Genomic DNA, 17,871 nt, shown 5'->3' with positions numbered 1-17,871 from the left:
TTCGCGCGGCCCCGGTCCCGGGACAGGGTGGAGGTTACTGGTTCTGTTCCTGGAAATCCTCGATCAGCGCGTTCCCGCGGCTGACCACCGAATCCAGCGCGCCCTGCGCATCCTTGTCACCCGACAGCAGCTGCTCGAACTCCTCGTCGATGACGCCGCGCACCTGGACATAGTTGCCAAAGCGCAGGCCCTTCGAGTTTTCGGTGGGCTCGTTCAGGGTGATCTGGTTGATGCCGGTATCGGCACCGGGGTTCTGCGCGAAGAAGTCGCCCATTGCATCCGAGGCGGCCTGCGTGATCGGCAGATAGCCCGAGAAGGATGCCCAGTCCGCCTGAACCTCGGGGCTGGACAGATAGGTGAAGAAGGCGGCGGCGGCGTCGTATTCCTCGTCGGACTTGCCCGACAGGACCCACAGCGTGGCCCCCCCGATGATCGAGTTCTGCGGCGCGCCCTCGACATCGTCGTAATAGGGCAGCATGCCGAAGCCCAGATCGAAGGCCTCGGCATTGGCGATCACGCCCGCGCGGCTGGCCGAGCTGTTCATGATCATCGCGCATTCCTGCGCGTAGAACAGCGGGGCGGCATTGTCGCCGCCCACCGGGCCGCCATACTTGAAGATGCCCTCGTCAGCCCACCGCTTGAGGTTCTCCCAATGCTTGACCTGAACGGGTCCGTTCACGGTCAGGCGCGCGTCCAGCCCGCCAAAGCCGTTTTCCAGCGTGCCGATGGGCTGGTCGTGCCAAGCGGACAGGTTCTCGGTCTGGATCCAGCTGATCCAGCCGGTGGTGAAGCCGCAGCTGGCCGCGCCCGATTCCATGATCTGGTTGCTGAACTGCTCCATCTCGGCCCAGGTCTCGGGCGGGGATTCGGGGTCCAGTCCGGCCGCCTCGAAGACGGTCTTGTTGTAGTACAGGATCGGGGTCGAGCTGTTGAAGGGCATCGACAGCATGTTGCCGTCGGTATCGGTGTAATAGCCCACGACCTGCGGCAGGAAGGCGTCGGGGTCGAAGCCCTCGCCATGCTCTTCCATTAGCTGGTGGACCGGAACGATCGCCCCCTGGGCGGACATCATCGTGCCGGTGCCGACCTCGAAGACCTGCACGATGGCGGGCTGCTGGTCCGCGCGGAAGGCGGCGATCGCGGCCGTCATCGTCTCGGGATAGGTGCCCTTGTAGGACGGGTTGACGGTATACTGGTCCTGGCTGTCGTTGAAGCCCTGGACGATCTCTTCCAGTTTGGCGCCAAGCTCGCCGCCCATGGCATGCCACCACTCGATGGTGGTTTCCTGGGCCTGTGCGGCGCCAAGCGACGCCATCAGCGCCACCGCGGATGCGGTGCTCAATCGGTTCATGGTCAGTCCTCCCCTAGGAGTTGCGATGCTGTCCCCGCCTAGCGGCGGTTCACGACAGCTTCGCAACGCTCATGCGACAGTCTTGTGACGACCAAGGGGTTCGGTCAACGATTTTCGTTGGCGTTCGGTTTTTTCCGCATCTGCGCGATTGCCTCTTTGCCGGTTTCGATGAGCGGCGAGATGACCCGCGTGGCCACCGGGATCAGCGCCAGGCCCAGGATCAGCCCGATCACCCCGTCGCAGAAGGCGGTCACGATCCAAGCCACGGTGCCGGCGGCGGCGGGCACGGCGGCGGCGGCCGCGACGGCCCACTCGTGGATCAGGTCATAGGGCGCGTGCCAGCCCAGCTGGTGCAGGCCATGCACGATGATCTGCCCGCCGACCCAGATCATCGCCGCCGTGCCCACGACCGTCAGCGCAGTCATGAAGCCCGGCATGACCTTGACGATGCCGCGCCCGAAGGCTGCCACCGCGCCGTTCGACCGCGTCGCCAGATGCACGCCCAGATCGTCGGCCTTCACCACCAGCGCCACGAAGCCATAGACCGCGACGGTGATCGCCACTGCCACCAGCGCCAGGATCACCGCCTTCATCCACAGGCTGTCCTGAACCGGGATGGTGGACAGGGCGATGGTCATGATCTCGGCCGACAGGATGAAGTCGGTCTTGATGGCGCCGGCGACCCGCGCCTCTTCCAGCGCGGCGCCGTCGGTGTCGGGATGGGTGTGCTTCTCGCTGTCATGGGTGTCGGTCTTGTGGAAGAGATGCGCGACCTTGTGCGCGCCCTCGTAGCACAGGTAGGCCCCGCCCAGCATCAGCAGCGGCGGGATTGCCCAAGGCGCAAAGGCCGACAGCAGCAGTGCGATCGGCAGCAGGATCACCAGCTTGTTGAAGATCGAGCCGCGCGCGATCTTCCACACGATGGGCAGTTCCCGGCTGGCATCGAAGCCGTGGACGTATTTGGGCGTCACCGCCGCATCGTCGATCACCGCGCCGGCGGCCTTGGCCCCGGCCTTGGCGGCCTGCCCGGCCACATCGTCGATCGAGGCCGCCGCCACCTTGGAAATTGCCGCGATATCGTCAAGAAGCGCGATCAGCCCGCTCATGTCATCGTCCCTCGAAAGCCCCGGTTGCGGCATCCTGCCGCAGCGCAGTGGCACCCGGCAACGCGCCCGAGGCAAGGGGGTTCATCGCCCGCGCGGCCACGGGCCACAAAAAACCCGCGCAGATGGGTCTGCGCGGGCGGCACTCAGAAATCGGATCGGGGGCCGGACGGATCCGGCCTCCGGCTGCGTGCCTTACGCGGCGGGCAGCAGCACCGTGTCGACGACATGGATCACGCCGTTCGACTGGTCCACATCGGGGATCAGGACGGTGGCGGCATTGCCGTTCTCGTCGGTGATCTGCAGTGCATTGTCGCTGGCGCGGATCGAGGCGGTCAGCGTGCAGCCGCCCACGGTCTCCAGCGCGGCCGAGCCGCCGCCCTGCAGGATCATGTTGCCGACCGCGGTCGAGAAGGCCTCGGTGGGCACGACATGGCAGGTCAGGATGGTCTGCAGGGCCTCGAGGCTCTCGGGCTCCAGCAGGCCCTCGACGGTGCCCTCGGGCAGCTTCTCGAAGGCGGCGTTGGTGGGTGCGAAGACGGTGAAGGGGCCGGGGCCCGACAGCGTCTCGGCCAGGCCGGCGGCCTGCACGGCGGCGACCAGCGTGGTGTGATCGGCCGAGTTCACGGCGTTCTCGACAATATTGTTGGTGGGCAGCATCTCGGCGCCGCCGACCATCGTGTTCTGGGCGAGGGCAGGAGCGGACAGGGCAACGGTGGTGGCAAGAATCGACGCGCCGATCGTGGCAAAGCGGGTGTTCATGGACTTTTCCTCCGGTTGGGTCCGGCGCATCTCTGCGCCCGATACCCCCAAACACGCGAGGGGAGGGGTTTAGTTGCGCCGGGGCCCGATCACCCCGTCATCACAACGCGGTGAGGGCCGCGATGGCCATGACCGGGCCGGTGGCCTGTCCGGTGGGCGATCCGCCCGCCGGCTCGTCCGACAGCGCGAGCCGCACCAGGGGCGAGGGCTCCATCCCCTCGGGCAGGGTCATGCGCATCTCGCCGTCGCGCGGCATCACGCCCATCGAGACGGGGGTCGCGTCCTCGGACCCGATCCACCAGACCTCCCAGTCCCGGCCCTCGGGCGCGGCGCCGCTTTCCAAGGCGATGCGCATGTCGCGGCCCTCGATCCGGGCGGCGGCCCGCAGGACGGCGTCGGCGCCCGACAGCTGCGCCTGATAGACCGGCGCGCCGGGGGCCATGGGCGCCTCGGGTCCGGGCTGGCCGGGCAGCCACAGCAGGGCCAGGGTCGCGGCGACTGCCAGAAGGCCCGCCAGCCATCCGGCCGGGCCGCGCCACCATGCCGCGCGGGCATTGGGATCGATGGTCAGCGGCGCGCGGGCATGGCCAAGCCGCTCGCGGATCGCCTGGCGCGCGCGGGCGGGGGCCATGACCGGGGTCAGCCCCTCGGCCAGCCCGGCCAGCCGCTCCTGCCAGCCACGTACCGCGCGGGCAAAGCCCGGGTCCTGCGTCAGCCGGGCCATGGCGGCTTCGGCCGCCTCGCCCTCCAGCAGGCCCAGGACCAGTTCCGCAGCCAGCGCCTCGTCATCCTCGGCGGGGGTCAGGGGGGTGTCGGGGGTCATTGCGTCACGCAGTCCTTCAGCCGCAGCAGGCTGCGGCGCAGCCAGCTGCGCACGGTGTTGATGGGCAGGCCCTCGCGCTCGGCCAGATCGGCATAGCTGAAGCCCTCCAGATAGACGGCCCGCACCGCCCCGGCCTGCGGCGCCGCCAGCTGCGCCAGGCATTCGTGCAGCATCCGGCGCTCCTGCGCGGCGATGGTCGCCGATTCGGGGCTGGGATCGCCCGAGGCGACCTGCGCCGCCGCATCCTCGGGCGCGGTGACGGGGCGCGCGCTGCGCGCCCGCAGCCGGTCGATGGACCGGTTCCGGGCGATGGTGATCAGCCAGGTCATCGGCGACAGCCCGTTCGCGGCATAGCGCGCGGCGCCCTGCCAGACGCGGATATAGACCTCCTGCAGGGTCTCCTCGGCCTCGGGGCGGTCCTTGAGGACCGACAGGCAGACCGCGTGCAGCTTGGCCGAGGTGGCGTCATAAAGCGCATCGAAGGCTGCCCGGTCGCCCAGGGCCACGCGCGAGATCAGGTTTTCCAGGTCGGATCGGCGGGCATCTGTCAAAACCGGGTCGTCCTTGCCGTGAGGGTGGCCGCGATAGGGCGCACCTTAGGAAGCCCGCCCCCGCCCGTCAACGCGCCCGTCACCGCCCGCCCGCGGCACAGGCCCGTCTTGCACCTGCCCGGCGAATGCGCGATCAATGCGCCGATGCGATGGAAAGGGCCCGGGCCGATGCTGGACATGAACGCGAAACCTACCGAAGAGATCGACCTGCGCGAGGTGTTCGGTCTGGACAGCGACATGAAGGTCAAGGGCTTTGCCGACCGATCCGAGCGCGTCCCCGAGATCGACAGCACCTACAAGTTCGACCCCGACACCACGATGGCGATCCTGGCGGGCTTTGCCTATAACCGCCGCGTGATGATCCAGGGCTATCACGGCACCGGCAAGTCGACCCATATCGAACAGATCGCGGCGCGGCTGAACTGGCCCTGCGTGCGCGTGAACCTGGACAGCCATGTCAGCCGGATCGACCTGATCGGCAAGGACGCGATCAAGCTGGTCGACGGCAAGCAGGTCACCGTGTTCCACGAGGGCATCCTGCCCTGGGCGCTGCGCAACCCGACCGCCATCGTCTTCGACGAATACGACGCGGGCCGCGCGGACGTGATGTTCGTGATCCAGCGCGTGCTGGAGGCGGACGGCAAGCTGACGCTCCTGGACCAGAACGAGGTGATCACGCCCAACCCGTTCTTCCGCCTCTTCGCGACCGCCAACACGGTGGGCCTCGGCGACACGACCGGCCTCTATCACGGCACGCAGCAGATCAACCAGGGCCAGATGGACCGCTGGTCGCTGGTCGCCACGCTGAACTACCTGTCCCACGACGCCGAGGCCGCCATCGTGCTGGCCAAGGTCCCGCAATACAACACCGAGAAGGGCCGCAAGACCATCAACCAGATGGTCACGCTGGCCGACCTGACCCGCACGGCCTTCATGCAGGGCGATCTGTCCACGGTCATGAGCCCGCGCACGGTGATCTCTTGGGCGCAGAACACCCGCATCTTCGAGAATGTGGGCTATGCCTTCCGGCTGACCTTCCTCAACAAGTGCGACGAGCTGGAACGCCAGACCGTGGCCGAGTTCTACCAGCGCCTCTTCGACGAGGAACTGCCCGAAAGCGCCGCCGCCCGCGCATTGTGAGGGGCGGCGCCGCGCGGCGCGAGGAGGGTCGGCAAACGGCCCTGATCCGCGCGGCCGACTGGTCGGCGGCGCAGGATCCGGTGCCGCCCTTCTGTCGCCCCGAGGAGGCCGCGCCCTGACAGGCGGCAATCGACCCCCATCCGAAGCCGATCCCGGAGGGGGCGCTGCACTGTGCAGCACCCTCCGCACCACAGGGTTATTGGTCCCTGACGACCGCCGGTCTGCGCTGCCTCAGGGCAGCCAGATCTCGATCGTCCCGATCCGGGGGGTGGGGCGGTAAGACGTGAAATCGGACACGGTCGCCCACCCCCCCCCGCCGACCAACTCACTGATCGTGCCTGTCACCTCGCGGTCTGCGGCGTGGTAATAGCGGATGCTCTGTCGGTCGACCGCATAGCGGACCGGGCGTGTCTCGACCTCTCCCGTGCCGACCGCGCGCAGAAGGCGGTCGAGTTCCACGGATCGCTGGTATCCGCGACCCTCGGGATAATGGATCACGACCCGCGCCTCTGCCAGCGTGCGCGAGAATCCGGGCGCAGTGGTCTGCGGGGCACCCTGCGGCACCGTCGAGACCGGCGGGGGGAAGGGCGCTGCAGTGACAGGCGGGGCGGGCTGGGGGGCCGCCGGCGCCGGCGCGGCGGGTCGGGGGACCGGCGCGGGTTGGGGCGCAGGTTCGGGCGCCGGCGCGGGCGCGGCGGTTGGCGCGGGTGCGGGCACAGGTTCGGGTGTCGGCTCGGGCGTCGGGGCGGGTGCGGCGGTCTGGCCGGGCAGGGGGGGCAGATGCCGCCAGATGTCCTGGGCATCCGGAAGCCCGCTTCCCTGCGCGCCAACCTGGGTCGCCATCAGGCAGGCCATGATCGACAGCGCGGCGCGGCGGGGTCCTGCAGGTTTACAGCGTTTTGTCATGTCGCGAACCTTCATCATCAGGGCGCGGCAACCCGTCGAAACGGAGCAGGCGCAGGGTGAACCGGAAGATGCCCGATCCATAACCGACCGGCCCGATGTGTCACGTCCAGTTTGGTTCACCTTGGCAAAGCGGCGAAACTCCGCCCACGCAATGGGCATGGCCGCTCCTTCCGGGAGGTGAGCCTCGGCCTGCCGCAACCGGAAGGCGTCGGGTGACCTCATCCCTGTCATCCGGGATCCCAAAATCCGCCGGAGGGCGATGCCCGGCCCGGCGGCTCAGGTCCGGCAGCCTCAGGGCTTGGGCGCGTCCTTCAGCAGGCGGGCCCAGAAGGTCAGCTCGCCCAGCATGCCCTTGACCGACCCTTTCAGGTGATCCTCGATCGCCGACATGGGCGCGTCCTCGCCCAAGGGCGAGACCTTCATGAAATCGCCGCCGCCGATATGGACGGCATTGCGCAAAGGGACCATCTGCAGCTCGACCGCGATCAGCCGCAACTGCTCCACCGCCCGCGCGCCGCCCACGCCGCCATAGGCCAGCGCCGCCATCGGCTTGCGGTTCCATTCCTTGTAGGCCTGATCCAGCGCGTTCTTCAGCGCGCCAGTGATCGAGTGGTTGTACTCGGCCACGACGAAGACGAAGCCGTCGAACCCGGCCAGCTTATGCTGCCACGCGACGGCGCGCGGATCGCTGGACGGGGCCCAGAGATTCGAGGCGGCCTCGTCGAAGAAGGGCAGGTCCTGATCGCGCAGATCGACCAGCTCGAAGTCCAGATCGGCATGCTCGGCCACCTGGTCCATGAACCACTGGGCGGGCTTGTCGGCAAAGCGGGTCTTGCGGGTCGAGCCGATGATGACGGCGATGCGGGGAGTGGACATGGACAACCTCGGGCTGGGGGAACTGGCACCCTAACACATGCGGGGCGGGATCGGTTGCCTGACGGGCCCTGTCGGGCCCTCTTGTCTGGCGCGGCGGGCGGTGGTCTATAAAGGGCATGAAGAAATCCGACAATCCCGCCGATCCGTTCAAGAAGGCCCTGTCCGAGGCGACACGGGCGCTGGCCCATGACCGCGATCTGAACGTGACCTACAGCGCCGATCCGGCGGGCGTGGCGGGCGACACCATGCGCCTGCCGCAGATCAGTCGCCGCATGGGCCGCGATGAGGTCCTGCTGGCGCGCGGCACGGCGGATGCGCTGGCCATGCGGATGCGGCATCACGACGCGGGTCTGCACAGCCGCTATACCCCGGCGGGCCCGATGGCGCGCGAGCTGTACGAGGCCATGGAGACGGCGCGCTGCGAGGCGCTCGGCGCCCGCGACATGCCCGGCGCCCTGTCCAATATCGACGTGAAGATCGGCGCCGAGGCCGACAAGAAGGGCTATGCCCAGATCAAGGCGCCTGCCGATGCGCCCCTGTCGGTCGCGGCGGGCTATATCCTGCGGCAGGCGGCGACGGGCCGCGCCCTGCCGCCCGGGGCGCAGCATGTGGCGGACCTGTGGCGGCCCTTCGTGGAAAGCCAGGCCTCGGGCGCGCTGGCCGACGTGAACGGCGCGCTGGCCGATCAGGCGGCCTTCGCCCGGCTGTCGCGGCGCATCATCACCGATCTGGGCTATGGCGACCAGCTGGGCGAGGATCCCGACCAGCCGCAGGACGACGACGCCGAGGACAATGCCGAGCAGGACGAGGAGTCCGGCGACAGCCAGTCTCAGGACGAGGAGGAGGGCGAGGACAGCGAGGCCAGCCCCGAGCGCAGTCAGGAGCAGACCCAGGACGAGCGTCAGGCCCAGGTCAGCATGGATGAGGGGTCCGAGGACGAGATGTCCGACGAGGCCGAGATGCCCGACCAGGACAACCCGCCCGATCTGCCGCCCCCGGTCAGCGAGGCCAGCCCCGATTACCGGATCTTTGCCCAGACCTGGGACGAGGAGATCCGCGCCGAGGATCTGGCCGATCCCGCCGAGCTGGAGCGCCTGCGCGCCTATCTGGACAAGCAGCTAGAGCCCCTGCGCGGCGCCGTCAGCCGCCTGGCCAACAAGTTGCAGCGCCGCCTTCAGGCCCAGCAGAACCGCAGCTGGGAATTCGACAAGGAGGAGGGCGTGCTGGATGCGGGGCGACTGGCTCGCGTGGTGGCGAACCCGACAACTCCGTTGAGTTTCAAGGTCGAGAAGGACACCGAATTCCGCGACACGGTGGTGACCCTGCTGATCGACAATTCCGGCTCGATGCGCGGGCGCCCGATCAGCATCGCCGCGATCTGCGCCGATGTGCTGGCCCGCACGCTGGAGCGCTGCAACGTGAAGGTCGAGATCCTGGGCTTCACCACCCGCGCCTGGAAGGGCGGGCAGTCGCGCGAGGCCTGGCTGGCGGCGGGCCGTCCCGCCCAGCCCGGCCGCCTGAACGACCTGCGCCACATCATCTACAAGTCCGCCGACGCCCCCTGGCGCCGCGTGCGTCCCAATCTGGGACTGATGATGAAGGAAGGGCTGCTGAAGGAGAACATCGACGGCGAGGCGCTGGAATGGGCGCATAAGCGCCTGACCCGCCGGGCCGAGGCGCGCAAGATCCTGATGGTGATCTCGGACGGGGCGCCGGTCGATGATTCGACCCTGTCGGTGAACCCGGCGAACTTCCTGGAACGCCATCTGCGCGACGTGATCGCCATGGTCGAGAAGCGCCGCGCGGTCGAGCTGCTGGCCATCGGCATCGGCCATGACGTGACGCGATATTATGGCCGCGCGGTGACCATTACCGATGCCGAGCAGCTTGCCGGCGCGATCACCGAGCAGCTGGCCGCGCTGTTCGACAGCGATCCGAGGAAGCGCGCGCGGGTGCTGGGCATGGCCTCGATCCGGCGCGGCTGAAGCTTGCGTCCCGCGACGGCCGGGGGCGCTTCGCCCCCCGGACCCCCCGAGGATATTTGTGCCAAGATGAATGGGCCGCGCTAGTCGCGCAAGAGCGCTGGGAGGGCCCGGCTCAGCAGCGCGACGCCGCCGGGATGCCAGCCGAGGGTCGTGAGGGCCGTGCAGTCGGGCAGGCGCAGGGGGCTTGGATCGGCACGGGGCGGCGGCGGGTGCGGGCAGGCGGTGAGGTCGCGGACCATGCCGAGGAGATCGTGACGATCCAGGATCAGGTCGCTGCAGTTCACGGCGGGCAGCGGGGCCGGGTGGGTCAGCAACAGGATCAGGGCCTGGGCCAGATCGTCGACATGGACCTCGGTCGCGACGCGGGGGGCGATGGGGCGTCCGGCGAGATATTCGGCAAAGAGCGGGCGCCATTTATGCGCGGGGCCGGGGCCGTAGATCCCGGTGGCGCGGATTGCGCAGCCCGACAGCGGCAGGCGGGCCAGATGCGCCTCGGCCCCGGCCTTGACCTGTCCGTAGAGGCTGGTGGGGCGCGGGGGCAGGTCGTCGGGCAGGCGCATCCCCGCCGGATACCCGTCATGGACCGCACGCGAGGACAGGAACAGCACGCGGCCAAGGCCCTGCTGCGCCGCCTGATCGAAGAGCGCGCGGGTGCCGTCCAAATTGGCGGCGAGAAAGCCTGCGGGATCGTCCCCCTCGCCGCCGCGATAGCGGCCCGGCGCGTGGGCGAGGGCGCAATGGATCAGCGCCTCCTGGCCACCGAGCGGCGCGGGCATCCCCAGCTGCCAGCCCTGCGCGCGCCCGAGGGGCGTCACCTCGTGCCCGGCGGCGCTCAGGGCGCGGGCCACGGCGCTGCCGATGATGCCCGAGGCTCCAGTCAGCGCGACGCGCATCAGGGGCCGGGCTTGGGCAGGGTGGACAGGTCGGGCATCGGCCCGCCCGCCGCGATCCGGCGCCACAGGTCGATCAGCGGGGCCAGGCGTTGCGCCTTGTCATGGTCCTGCCAGGGCTTCTCGTACTGGAAATGCAGGATGCGGATCTGGGACCAGTCGAACAGCTCGGGCATGTGCAGCCAGACATATTGCAGCAGGTTGTGATGGATCGAGAGGCCTTGCCAATCGGGAAAGACCTCCTGCAGGAAGCTCTGGTCGGTGCGCCGCCAGAAGGCGCCGGGCCGATCCAGCCGGTCCAGCATCGCCGCGAAGGTCGCCGGGTCGGGGCGGGCGGTGAAGACGCCCGAATTCATGCGGTGAAACCCGTCCAGCCCGTCATAGACATTGGGCGCGGCGCAGAATTCGGGAAAGGCGAACAGCTTGTCCACGTCGCGCAGCACCAGCGCATCGGCATCGATGAAGACGCAGGCCTCGTAATCCAGCTGCCACAGCCGCAGCTTGATGAAATTGTCCAGAGGCGTGTGGAAATCGGGCTTGCCGCCCTTGGTGAAGGCCGCGCGGGCGTGCAGCGCGTCGCGGGCATGGGCCTGATCGAAGGCGACCGAGGTCGGCAGCAGGTCGGCGGCGATCAGGCGGGGGGCGTGTGGACGCAGGCGGGCCAGATCGGCCTCCGACAACCCGCGATGCAGGACCACCAGATCGGCCCGGGTGCCGGTCAGCCGCAGCGAGCGCAGCAGCGCCTCGGCGCCCGGCAGATAGGCGGGGTTGCTGACCAGCGTGACATAGGCGTGATCCGCCCGGCGCGGGCTGTCGGCGATCAGCCCCTGCGGCAGGGCGGCGGGGGCGGGGCGCGGCAGAGCCATGATCGGGGTCCCTGGGATCGGTCCGCGGCCCGGATGCCGCGCTGGCCCCGTCATGCCAGACGGAGGCGGGAGGGGGCAACCACCCTGAGGGGCACTGAGGCCCTATTGCCGCGCCCGACCCCCAGACCCCGCCCTGAGCGCTCTTTGGATGGCGGCGGAAGGGGAACCCCGCACCCTGCGCGACGTTGGCATGAGACTCATCAGAGAGAGAACCCCCCATGTCCTACAACCACGACGATCCGCAGAAAGCCGCCAGCAAGCACAAGCCTGCCCTCATCGCCATCATCGTGGCGCTGGTCGTGGCGGGTCTGGCCTTCCTGGTCTTCTCGCCCGGTGCGGACGAGCAGAACGACGGCATCTCCACCACCGCCCCGCCGTCGGACGTTCCGGTGAGCGACGCCGAGGGTCTGGGCGAAGATGTCGCACCCCCGGTGGTCACCGAGGGTGCCAACACGCCCGCCGCCGGCACCGATGCCCCCGCCGGCACGATCGATGCCCCGGCAGGTGCGGACACTCCCGCCAATTGACGAGCGTGCAGCACCCGCACGCGTCGACGCGAGGGCCCGGTACGATCCGGGCCCTTTCTGCGTGCTGACGCAACCGTGACCGGCCCGGCACGATGACATTGCCTCACGGGTTTGAGATAACCCTGCCCAATGGCGCGCAAAGCGCAGGACGATGATCGTCGAGGGAAGGACGGGGCAGGGATGAGATTTCTGACAAGACTGATGCTGGGGCTGGCGGTCCTGACCTTTGCGGTCTCCTGCTCCAGGACCCCGCCGCGCGGCGGGGCCCCGGCGACCTATCAGGCGGCGCCGGGTCCGGGTGCCACGCCGCAGCTGGGCGACCGCCGCCCCCATGCCTGGACGGGGGGCGCCCCCTATGGCCATGCGGTCCACGGCATCGACGTGTCGCGCTGGCAGGGCGACATCGACTGGAGCCGGGTGCGCGGGTCGGGCATCAGCTTCGCCTTCATCAAGGCGACCGAGGGGGGCGATCACGCCGATCCCAACTTCCGCCGCTACTGGTACGAGGCCGCGCAGGCGCGCATTCCGCGCGGCGCCTATCATTTCTACTATTTCTGCCGGACGGGCGCGGAAAACGCCTATTGGTACATGCGCAATGTCCCGCGCGAGGCGGGATCGCTGCCCCCCGTGCTGGATCTGGAATGGACCAATTCGCGCAACTGCCCGCGCCGCCCCCCGGCCGCCGAGGTGCTGCGTGAGGCCGAGGTCTTCATGCAGCTGGTCGGCCGCCATTACGGGCAGCGCCCGATAATCTATACGACCGTCGATTTTTACCGCGAGAACCAGCTGGGCCGGATGAATGCCGAGTTCTGGTTGCGCTCGACCGCGAACCATCCGAGCGTGACCTATCCGGGGCAGCGCTGGACCTTCTGGCAGTACACCGGCACCGGGATCGTTCCCGGCATCCAGGGTGACACGGATATCAACGCCTTTGCGGGCTCGGCTGCGGATTGGGCACGATGGTTGCAGGCACGACTGGTGCGGTAGCCCCGCATCGCTGGCTGAAGCTGGAATTCGCGGCGCTCTATATTGGGGCGCCGCTGGCCATCGCGCTGTTCCTGCCGCCCGACCAGCTGTTCACGGCGCTGGCGGCCTTCAGCCTCGCGGGCCTGGCCCTTCTGTGGCTGACCGGAGGCTTCCGCTGGCGGGTCCTCGTGCGCGGCTGGCGGCGCATGCCCTGGCGCGAGGTGGCGGGGATCGCGCTGGCCGTGCTGGTGGCGGGCTGGGTGATCCTGTCGCTGACCAGTCCCAATGCGCTGTTCGCCATGGTGCGCGACCGGCCCGAGTTCCTGCTGGTGATCTGGACCTTCTACCCGATCCTCTCGGCCCTGCCGCAAGAGCTGATCTTCCGCCCACTGTTCTTTCACCGCTATGGCGCGATCCTGCCCAAGGGGCGTGCGGCAATCGCGCTGAACGCGGCGATCTTCGCCTTCGCGCATCTGATGTTCTGGTCCTGGATCGTGGCGATCATGACCTTCATCGGCGGCTGGTTCTTTGCCCGCGCCTATCTGCGCCACGGATTTCCGGCCGCCTTCGTGCTGCATGCCGTGGCAGGCAACCTGCTGTTCGCGGTGGGCATGGGCGTCTATTTCTACAGCGGCAATGTGGTGCGGCCCTTCTAGCGCCCCGCCTCAGAGGTTGACTTCCCGCCCGTCCCGCGCTTTGAGCGGGGGCTGTATTAACGGGGAAACGCTCATGCACGCCTATCGCAGCCATACCTGCGGCGACCTGAAGGCCGCCGATGCCGGCGAGACCGTCCGCCTGTCGGGCTGGGTCCATCGGGTCCGCGACCACGGGGGCGTTCTGTTCGTCGATCTGCGCGACCATTACGGCATGACCCAGGTGCTGGCCGACAGCGACAGCCCGGCCTTTGCCGCCATGGACAAGCTTCGCGCCGAGACGGTGATCCGCATCGACGGCCGCGTGAAGCTGCGCGACGCCAACCTCGTGAACGCCAAGCTGCCCACTGGCGAGATCGAGGTCTATGCCACCGATCTCGAGGTGCTGGGCCCCTCGGACGAGCTGCCTCTGCCGGTCTTCGGCGATCAGGACTACCCCGAGGAGACGCGGCTGGCCTATCGCTTCCTCGACCTGCGCCGCGACAGTCTGCACGCCAACATCATGCTGCGGTCCAAGGTGATCCGGTCCATCCGCAACCGCATGTGGGACCAAGACTTCACCGAATTCCAGACGCCCATCATCACCGCCAGCAGCCCCGAGGGCGCGCGCGACTTCCTGGTGCCCTCGCGCCTGCATCCGGGCAAGTTCTATGCGCTGCCGCAGGCGCCGCAGCAGTTCAAGCAGCTGATCATGGTCGCGGGCTTCGACAAGTATTTCCAGATCGCACCCTGCTTCCGCGACGAGGATCCCCGCGCCGACCGCAGCCCCACCGATTTCTACCAGCTGGACATGGAGATGTCCTTCGTCCGCCAGGAGGATGTGTTCGCCACCGTCCAGCCGGTCATCCAGGGGTTGTTCGAGGAATTCGGCAAGGGTCGCCGGGTGGATGCCGACTGGCCGCTGATCCCTTATGCCGACAGCCTGCTGAAATACGGCACCGACAAGCCCGACCTGCGCAATCCGATCGAGATGCAGATCGTCTCCGAGCATTTCAGGGGGTCCGGCTTCGGCATCTTCGCCAAGCTTCTGGAGCAGGAGGGCACGCAGGTCCGCGCCATTCCCGCGCCCAAGGGCGGCAGCCGCAAGTTCGCCGACCGCATGAATGCCTTTGCCCAACAACAGGGCCTGCCCGGCATGGGCTACATCATCTGGCGTAAGGCCGAGGACGGCTCGACCGAGGCCGCCGGTCCCATCGCCAAGGCCCTCGGGGCCGAGAAGACCGATGCCATCCGCACGCAGCTGGGTCTGGCCGAGGGCGACGCCGCCTTCTTCCTCGGCGGCAAGCCCGACCAGTTCGAGGCCGTCGCGGGCCGCGCCCGGACCGAGATCGGGCGCGAGCTGGGCCTGATCGACGAGAACCAGTTTAAGTTCGCCTGGATCGTCGATTTCCCGATGTACGAGAAGACCGACGACGGCAAGATCGACTTCAGCCACAACCCCTTCTCGATGCCGCAGTGCGGGATGGCGGCGCTGGAGGGCGATCCGCTGGACGTGCTGGGCTATCAGTACGATCTGGCCTGCAACGGCTACGAGCTGATCAGCGGCGCGATCCGGAACCACACGCCCGAGATCATGTTCAAGGCGTTCGAGTTGGCGGGCTATCCGGCCTCCGAGGTCGAGAAGCGGTTCGGCGGCATGGTCAAGGCGTTCCGCTATGGCGCCCCGCCGCATGGCGGCTGCGCGGCGGGCATCGACCGCATCGTGATGCTGCTGGCCGACGAGCAGAACATCCGCGAGGTGATCATGTTCCCGATGAACCAGCGCGCCGAGGACCTGATGATGGGCGCGCCGAGCGAGCCCACCAACGAGCAGATGCGCGATCTGCGCCTGCGGGCGCTGCCGAAAGAGTGACCTGACAGCGGGGGGCGTTCGTGGCATGATGCTGCAGAGCAGCAATCACCCGGACCCCCCGCCAGATGCTTCCCTATGATCACCTCGCCGCGTTCCGCCTTGGCTACGGCCTGTCGCCGCACCTGACCCTGCCTGCCGATCCGCAGGCGGTGGCGGGCTCTGTCACGGCGGCGACCCGCCCCGGCCCGGACGATGTGACGATGGATCGGCTGCGCGCCTGGCAGATGGAAGGCCAGGAGTTGAACCGCGACCGGCGCGAGAAGGTGCCCGACGCGGACGAGGCCTTCCGCACGCATCGCCAAGAGATGAACCACATCTTTCGCGGCGCCGTGGTCGAGCGCTTTGCCCGGGCGGTGGACGACGCCCCGGGCTTTGGCGAGCGGCTGGTCTGGTTCTGGGCCGACCATTTCACCGTCGCGGGGCGCAACCACTATACCAACCTGATGACCGAGGCGCTGGTCTCGGAGGCGATCCGTCCGCACCTGACCGGGCGCTTTGCCCAGATGCTGTTCGCGGCCGAGACCCATCCCGCCATGCTGACCTATCTGGACCAGTCGCGCTCGATCGGGCCGAACTCGATCCAGGCGCGGCGCAATCCCGACAAGGCCGGCGGGCTGAACGAGAACCTCGCCCGCGAGATGATCGAATTGCACAGCCTGGGCGCTGGTGCGGATTACGACCAGCAGGATATCGAACAGCTGGCCGAATTGCTGACCGGCCTCGCCTACTATCCGCGCCAGCCCGGCGTCTTTCAGCGCCGGCGCGCCGAACCCGGGGCCGAGACGGTCTTGGGGACCAGCTATGGCGGGCGCAAGGGCACCCTGGATGACATCCGCGCCGTGATCGACGATCTGGCCGTGCATCCGGCGACGGCGGCGCATCTGGCGCGCAAGATGGCCGTGCATTTCGTGGCCGACGATCCGCCGCAGGCGCTGGTCGACCGCCTGACGGATGTCTTCATGGACACGGGCGGCGATCTGGGCGCGATGAACCTGACCCTGGCCGAGGCGCCGGAGCTGGAAACCCATTTCCGCGCCAAGATGCGCCAGCCCTTCGAGTTTCTCGTGGCCGGGCTGCGCAGCCTGGGGCTGGACGGCGCGCAGGTCCGCGATCTGCGCCCCCGCATCGTGAACACCCGCCTGCTGCAGCCGATGGCGATCATGGGCCAGCCCTGGGCCAGCCCGCAGGGCCCCGACGGCTGGCCCGAGGCGGCCGAGGTCTGGGCCAGCCCGCAGGGTCTGGCGATGCGCATCAACTGGGCCCTGGCGGCGCCGGTCGATCTGGTCGGGCGGCTGCCCGACGCGCGCCGCTTCCTGCAGACCTGCCTGGGCGACAGCGCGTCCGAGACGCTGGCCTGGGCCGTCCCGCGCGCCGAAAGCCAGAGCGACGGCGTGGCGCTGGTCCTGGCCTCTGCCGATTTCAACCGGAGGTGATGCGATGCTGACCCGGCGCCTGTTCCTGAAATCCACCGCGCTGATCGGCTGCTCGGCCGCCGCGCATCCGCTGATGTCCACCGCCACCTTTGCCGGCGCGCCCGGCGAGAACCGGCTGGTCGTCATCATCCTGCGCGGCGCCATGGACGGGCTGGACGTGTTCCAGCCCTATGGCGACCCCGATCTGGCCGCGCTGCGCCAGACCCTGTCGCTTGGCCCCGATCATGGCGCGACCGACCTGGACGGCTTCTTCGCGCTGCATTCCGCGCTCTCGCCGCTGCTGCCGTTGTGGAATGCCGGGCAGCTGAGCTTCGCGCCCGCCGTCTCGACCCCCTATCGCGACAAGCGCAGCCATTTCGACGGTCAGGACATGCTGGAGGCCGGCACCGGCACCGATCTGGAGATCGACAGCCAGCAGGACGGCTGGCTGAACCGTCTGTTGCAGCAGATGCCCGGTCAGGACAGCGAGACGGCCTATTCGGTCGGCGTGGCGCAGATGCGCATCCTGCGCGGCGCGGCCGAGGCGAAAAGCTGGACCCCCAAGGTGAACATGGACCTGAGCCCGCAGGCCGAACTGCTGCTGACGCGGATCTATCACGACGATCCGCTGTTCCGCGAGGCCAGCGCGCAGGCGCTGGAGATCGTGGCGGGACTGTCGCCGGACCTGCCCGAGGCCAAGCGCGGTCAGGAACATCTGGAACTGGCCAGCTTTGCCGCCAACCGCCTGAACGGGGCCACCCGGATCGCCAGCTTTTCGCTGCCGGGCTGGGACACCCATGCGGGACAGGCGCGCGGGATCGAGCGGTCGCTGACCCGGCTCTCCGAGACGATCCTCAGCCTGAAGGCGGATCTGGGCGCGAACTGGGATCGCACGACGGTCATGGCGATGACCGAATTCGGGCGTACCGTGCGCGAGAACGGCTCGGGCGGCACCGATCACGGCACCGGCGGCGCGATGCTGATGGCGGGCGGCGCGGTCCGGGGCGGACGTGCCTTGGGCGACTGGCCGGGGCTGGCCGAGGGCGATCTGTATGCCGGGCGCGACCTGATGCCCCTGCGCGACATCCGCGCCTATGCGGCCTGGGCGATGCATGCCAAGTTCGGCATCCCCCGCGCCGCGCTGGAGGGGGCGGTCTTTCCGGGGCTGGACATGGGCAGCGATCCCCGGATCCTCGCCTAGATCTCCC

At 68.7% G+C, this 17,871-nt stretch carries 17 protein-coding genes; 8 read left to right on the top strand and 9 right to left on the bottom strand.

The window, feature by feature from the left end:
* Window positions 1-34: 34 nt before the first annotated feature.
* The 5 genes from ugpB to FA743_RS12585 form a co-directional block, all read right to left on the bottom strand.
* The gene (gene ugpB, locus FA743_RS12605; protein ID WP_136886463.1) at window positions 35-1,351 is read right to left on the bottom strand and encodes a sn-glycerol-3-phosphate ABC transporter substrate-binding protein UgpB; all 1,317 of its coding nucleotides are present in this window, start codon (window positions 1,349-1,351) and stop codon (window positions 35-37) included.
* Window positions 1,352-1,455: 104 nt separating this feature from the next.
* Window positions 1,456-2,457 (bottom strand): DUF808 domain-containing protein, encoded by a 1,002-nt coding sequence (locus tag FA743_RS12600; protein ID WP_136886462.1) that lies wholly within the window; start codon window positions 2,455-2,457, stop codon window positions 1,456-1,458.
* A gap of 192 nt (window positions 2,458-2,649) precedes the next feature.
* A complete protein-coding gene (locus FA743_RS12595; RefSeq protein ID WP_136886461.1) occupies window positions 2,650-3,216 on the bottom strand; it encodes a fasciclin domain-containing protein in 567 nt (188 codons plus the stop codon).
* Between the two features lie 100 nt (window positions 3,217-3,316).
* Window positions 3,317-4,039, bottom strand: a complete 723-nt coding sequence (locus FA743_RS12590) for an anti-sigma factor (RefSeq protein ID WP_136886460.1) — start codon at window positions 4,037-4,039, stop codon at window positions 3,317-3,319.
* Complete coding sequence (locus FA743_RS12585) at window positions 4,036-4,590, bottom strand: sigma-70 family RNA polymerase sigma factor (protein ID WP_136886459.1); 555 nt, start codon at window positions 4,588-4,590, stop codon at window positions 4,036-4,038. Before FA743_RS12585 ends, FA743_RS12590 begins: the two co-directional genes overlap by 4 nt.
* 168 nt (window positions 4,591-4,758) lie before the next feature.
* Here FA743_RS12585 and cobS point away from each other — a divergent pair, with 168 nt between their 5' ends.
* The gene (cobS, locus tag FA743_RS12580) at window positions 4,759-5,730 is read left to right on the top strand and encodes a cobaltochelatase subunit CobS (RefSeq protein ID WP_136886458.1); all 972 of its coding nucleotides are present in this window, start codon (window positions 4,759-4,761) and stop codon (window positions 5,728-5,730) included.
* Window positions 5,731-5,961: 231 nt separating this feature from the next.
* Here the strand turns inward: cobS and FA743_RS20475 are convergent, their stop codons facing one another.
* Complete coding sequence (locus FA743_RS20475) at window positions 5,962-6,636, bottom strand: hypothetical protein (RefSeq protein WP_211242268.1); 675 nt, start codon at window positions 6,634-6,636, stop codon at window positions 5,962-5,964.
* A gap of 291 nt (window positions 6,637-6,927) precedes the next feature.
* Complete coding sequence (locus FA743_RS12570; RefSeq protein WP_136886457.1) at window positions 6,928-7,512, bottom strand: NADPH-dependent FMN reductase; 585 nt, start codon at window positions 7,510-7,512, stop codon at window positions 6,928-6,930.
* Window positions 7,513-7,628: 116 nt separating this feature from the next.
* Between FA743_RS12570 and cobT the strand changes: the two genes are divergently transcribed.
* Complete coding sequence (gene cobT / locus FA743_RS12565; protein WP_136886456.1) at window positions 7,629-9,497, top strand: cobaltochelatase subunit CobT; 1,869 nt, start codon at window positions 7,629-7,631, stop codon at window positions 9,495-9,497.
* 80 nt (window positions 9,498-9,577) lie between these two features.
* On the opposite strand, the gene FA743_RS12560 is transcribed toward cobT, so the two are convergent.
* The gene (locus FA743_RS12560; protein ID WP_136886455.1) at window positions 9,578-10,390 is read right to left on the bottom strand and encodes an NAD-dependent epimerase/dehydratase family protein; all 813 of its coding nucleotides are present in this window, start codon (window positions 10,388-10,390) and stop codon (window positions 9,578-9,580) included.
* Window positions 10,390-11,253, bottom strand: a complete 864-nt coding sequence (locus FA743_RS12555; RefSeq protein ID WP_136886454.1) for a glycosyl transferase — start codon at window positions 11,251-11,253, stop codon at window positions 10,390-10,392. Before FA743_RS12555 ends, FA743_RS12560 begins: the two co-directional genes overlap by 1 nt.
* 218 nt (window positions 11,254-11,471) lie before the next feature.
* Between FA743_RS12555 and FA743_RS12550 the strand changes: the two genes are divergently transcribed.
* From FA743_RS12550 to FA743_RS12525, 6 genes are all read left to right on the top strand, one after another.
* Window positions 11,472-11,780: a hypothetical protein gene (locus FA743_RS12550; RefSeq protein WP_136886453.1), complete on the top strand. Its 309-nt coding sequence runs from the start codon at window positions 11,472-11,474 to the stop codon at window positions 11,778-11,780.
* A gap of 180 nt (window positions 11,781-11,960) precedes the next feature.
* Complete coding sequence (locus tag FA743_RS12545; protein WP_136886452.1) at window positions 11,961-12,767, top strand: glycoside hydrolase family 25 protein; 807 nt, start codon at window positions 11,961-11,963, stop codon at window positions 12,765-12,767.
* Window positions 12,740-13,402, top strand: a complete 663-nt coding sequence (locus tag FA743_RS12540; RefSeq protein WP_136886451.1) for a CPBP family intramembrane glutamic endopeptidase — start codon at window positions 12,740-12,742, stop codon at window positions 13,400-13,402. Before FA743_RS12545 ends, FA743_RS12540 begins: the two co-directional genes overlap by 28 nt.
* A 73-nt stretch (window positions 13,403-13,475) precedes the next feature.
* A complete protein-coding gene (gene aspS, locus FA743_RS12535; RefSeq protein WP_136886450.1) occupies window positions 13,476-15,251 on the top strand; it encodes an aspartate--tRNA ligase in 1,776 nt (591 codons plus the stop codon).
* Window positions 15,252-15,316: 65 nt separating this feature from the next.
* Complete coding sequence (locus FA743_RS12530) at window positions 15,317-16,684, top strand: DUF1800 domain-containing protein (RefSeq protein ID WP_136886449.1); 1,368 nt, start codon at window positions 15,317-15,319, stop codon at window positions 16,682-16,684.
* A 4-nt stretch (window positions 16,685-16,688) separates the two neighbouring features.
* Window positions 16,689-17,864, top strand: coding sequence for a DUF1501 domain-containing protein (locus FA743_RS12525; RefSeq protein WP_136886448.1), 1,176 nt, complete (start codon window positions 16,689-16,691; stop codon window positions 17,862-17,864).
* The last annotated feature ends 7 nt before the right edge of the window (window positions 17,865-17,871 follow it).

Source organism: Paracoccus gahaiensis (assembly GCF_005048225.1).
Classification (GTDB): Bacteria; Pseudomonadota; Alphaproteobacteria; order Rhodobacterales; family Rhodobacteraceae; genus Paracoccus; species Paracoccus gahaiensis.
The sequence above is the reverse complement of the archived record's forward strand: the minus strand, read 5'-3'. Positions and strand labels throughout refer to the sequence as shown.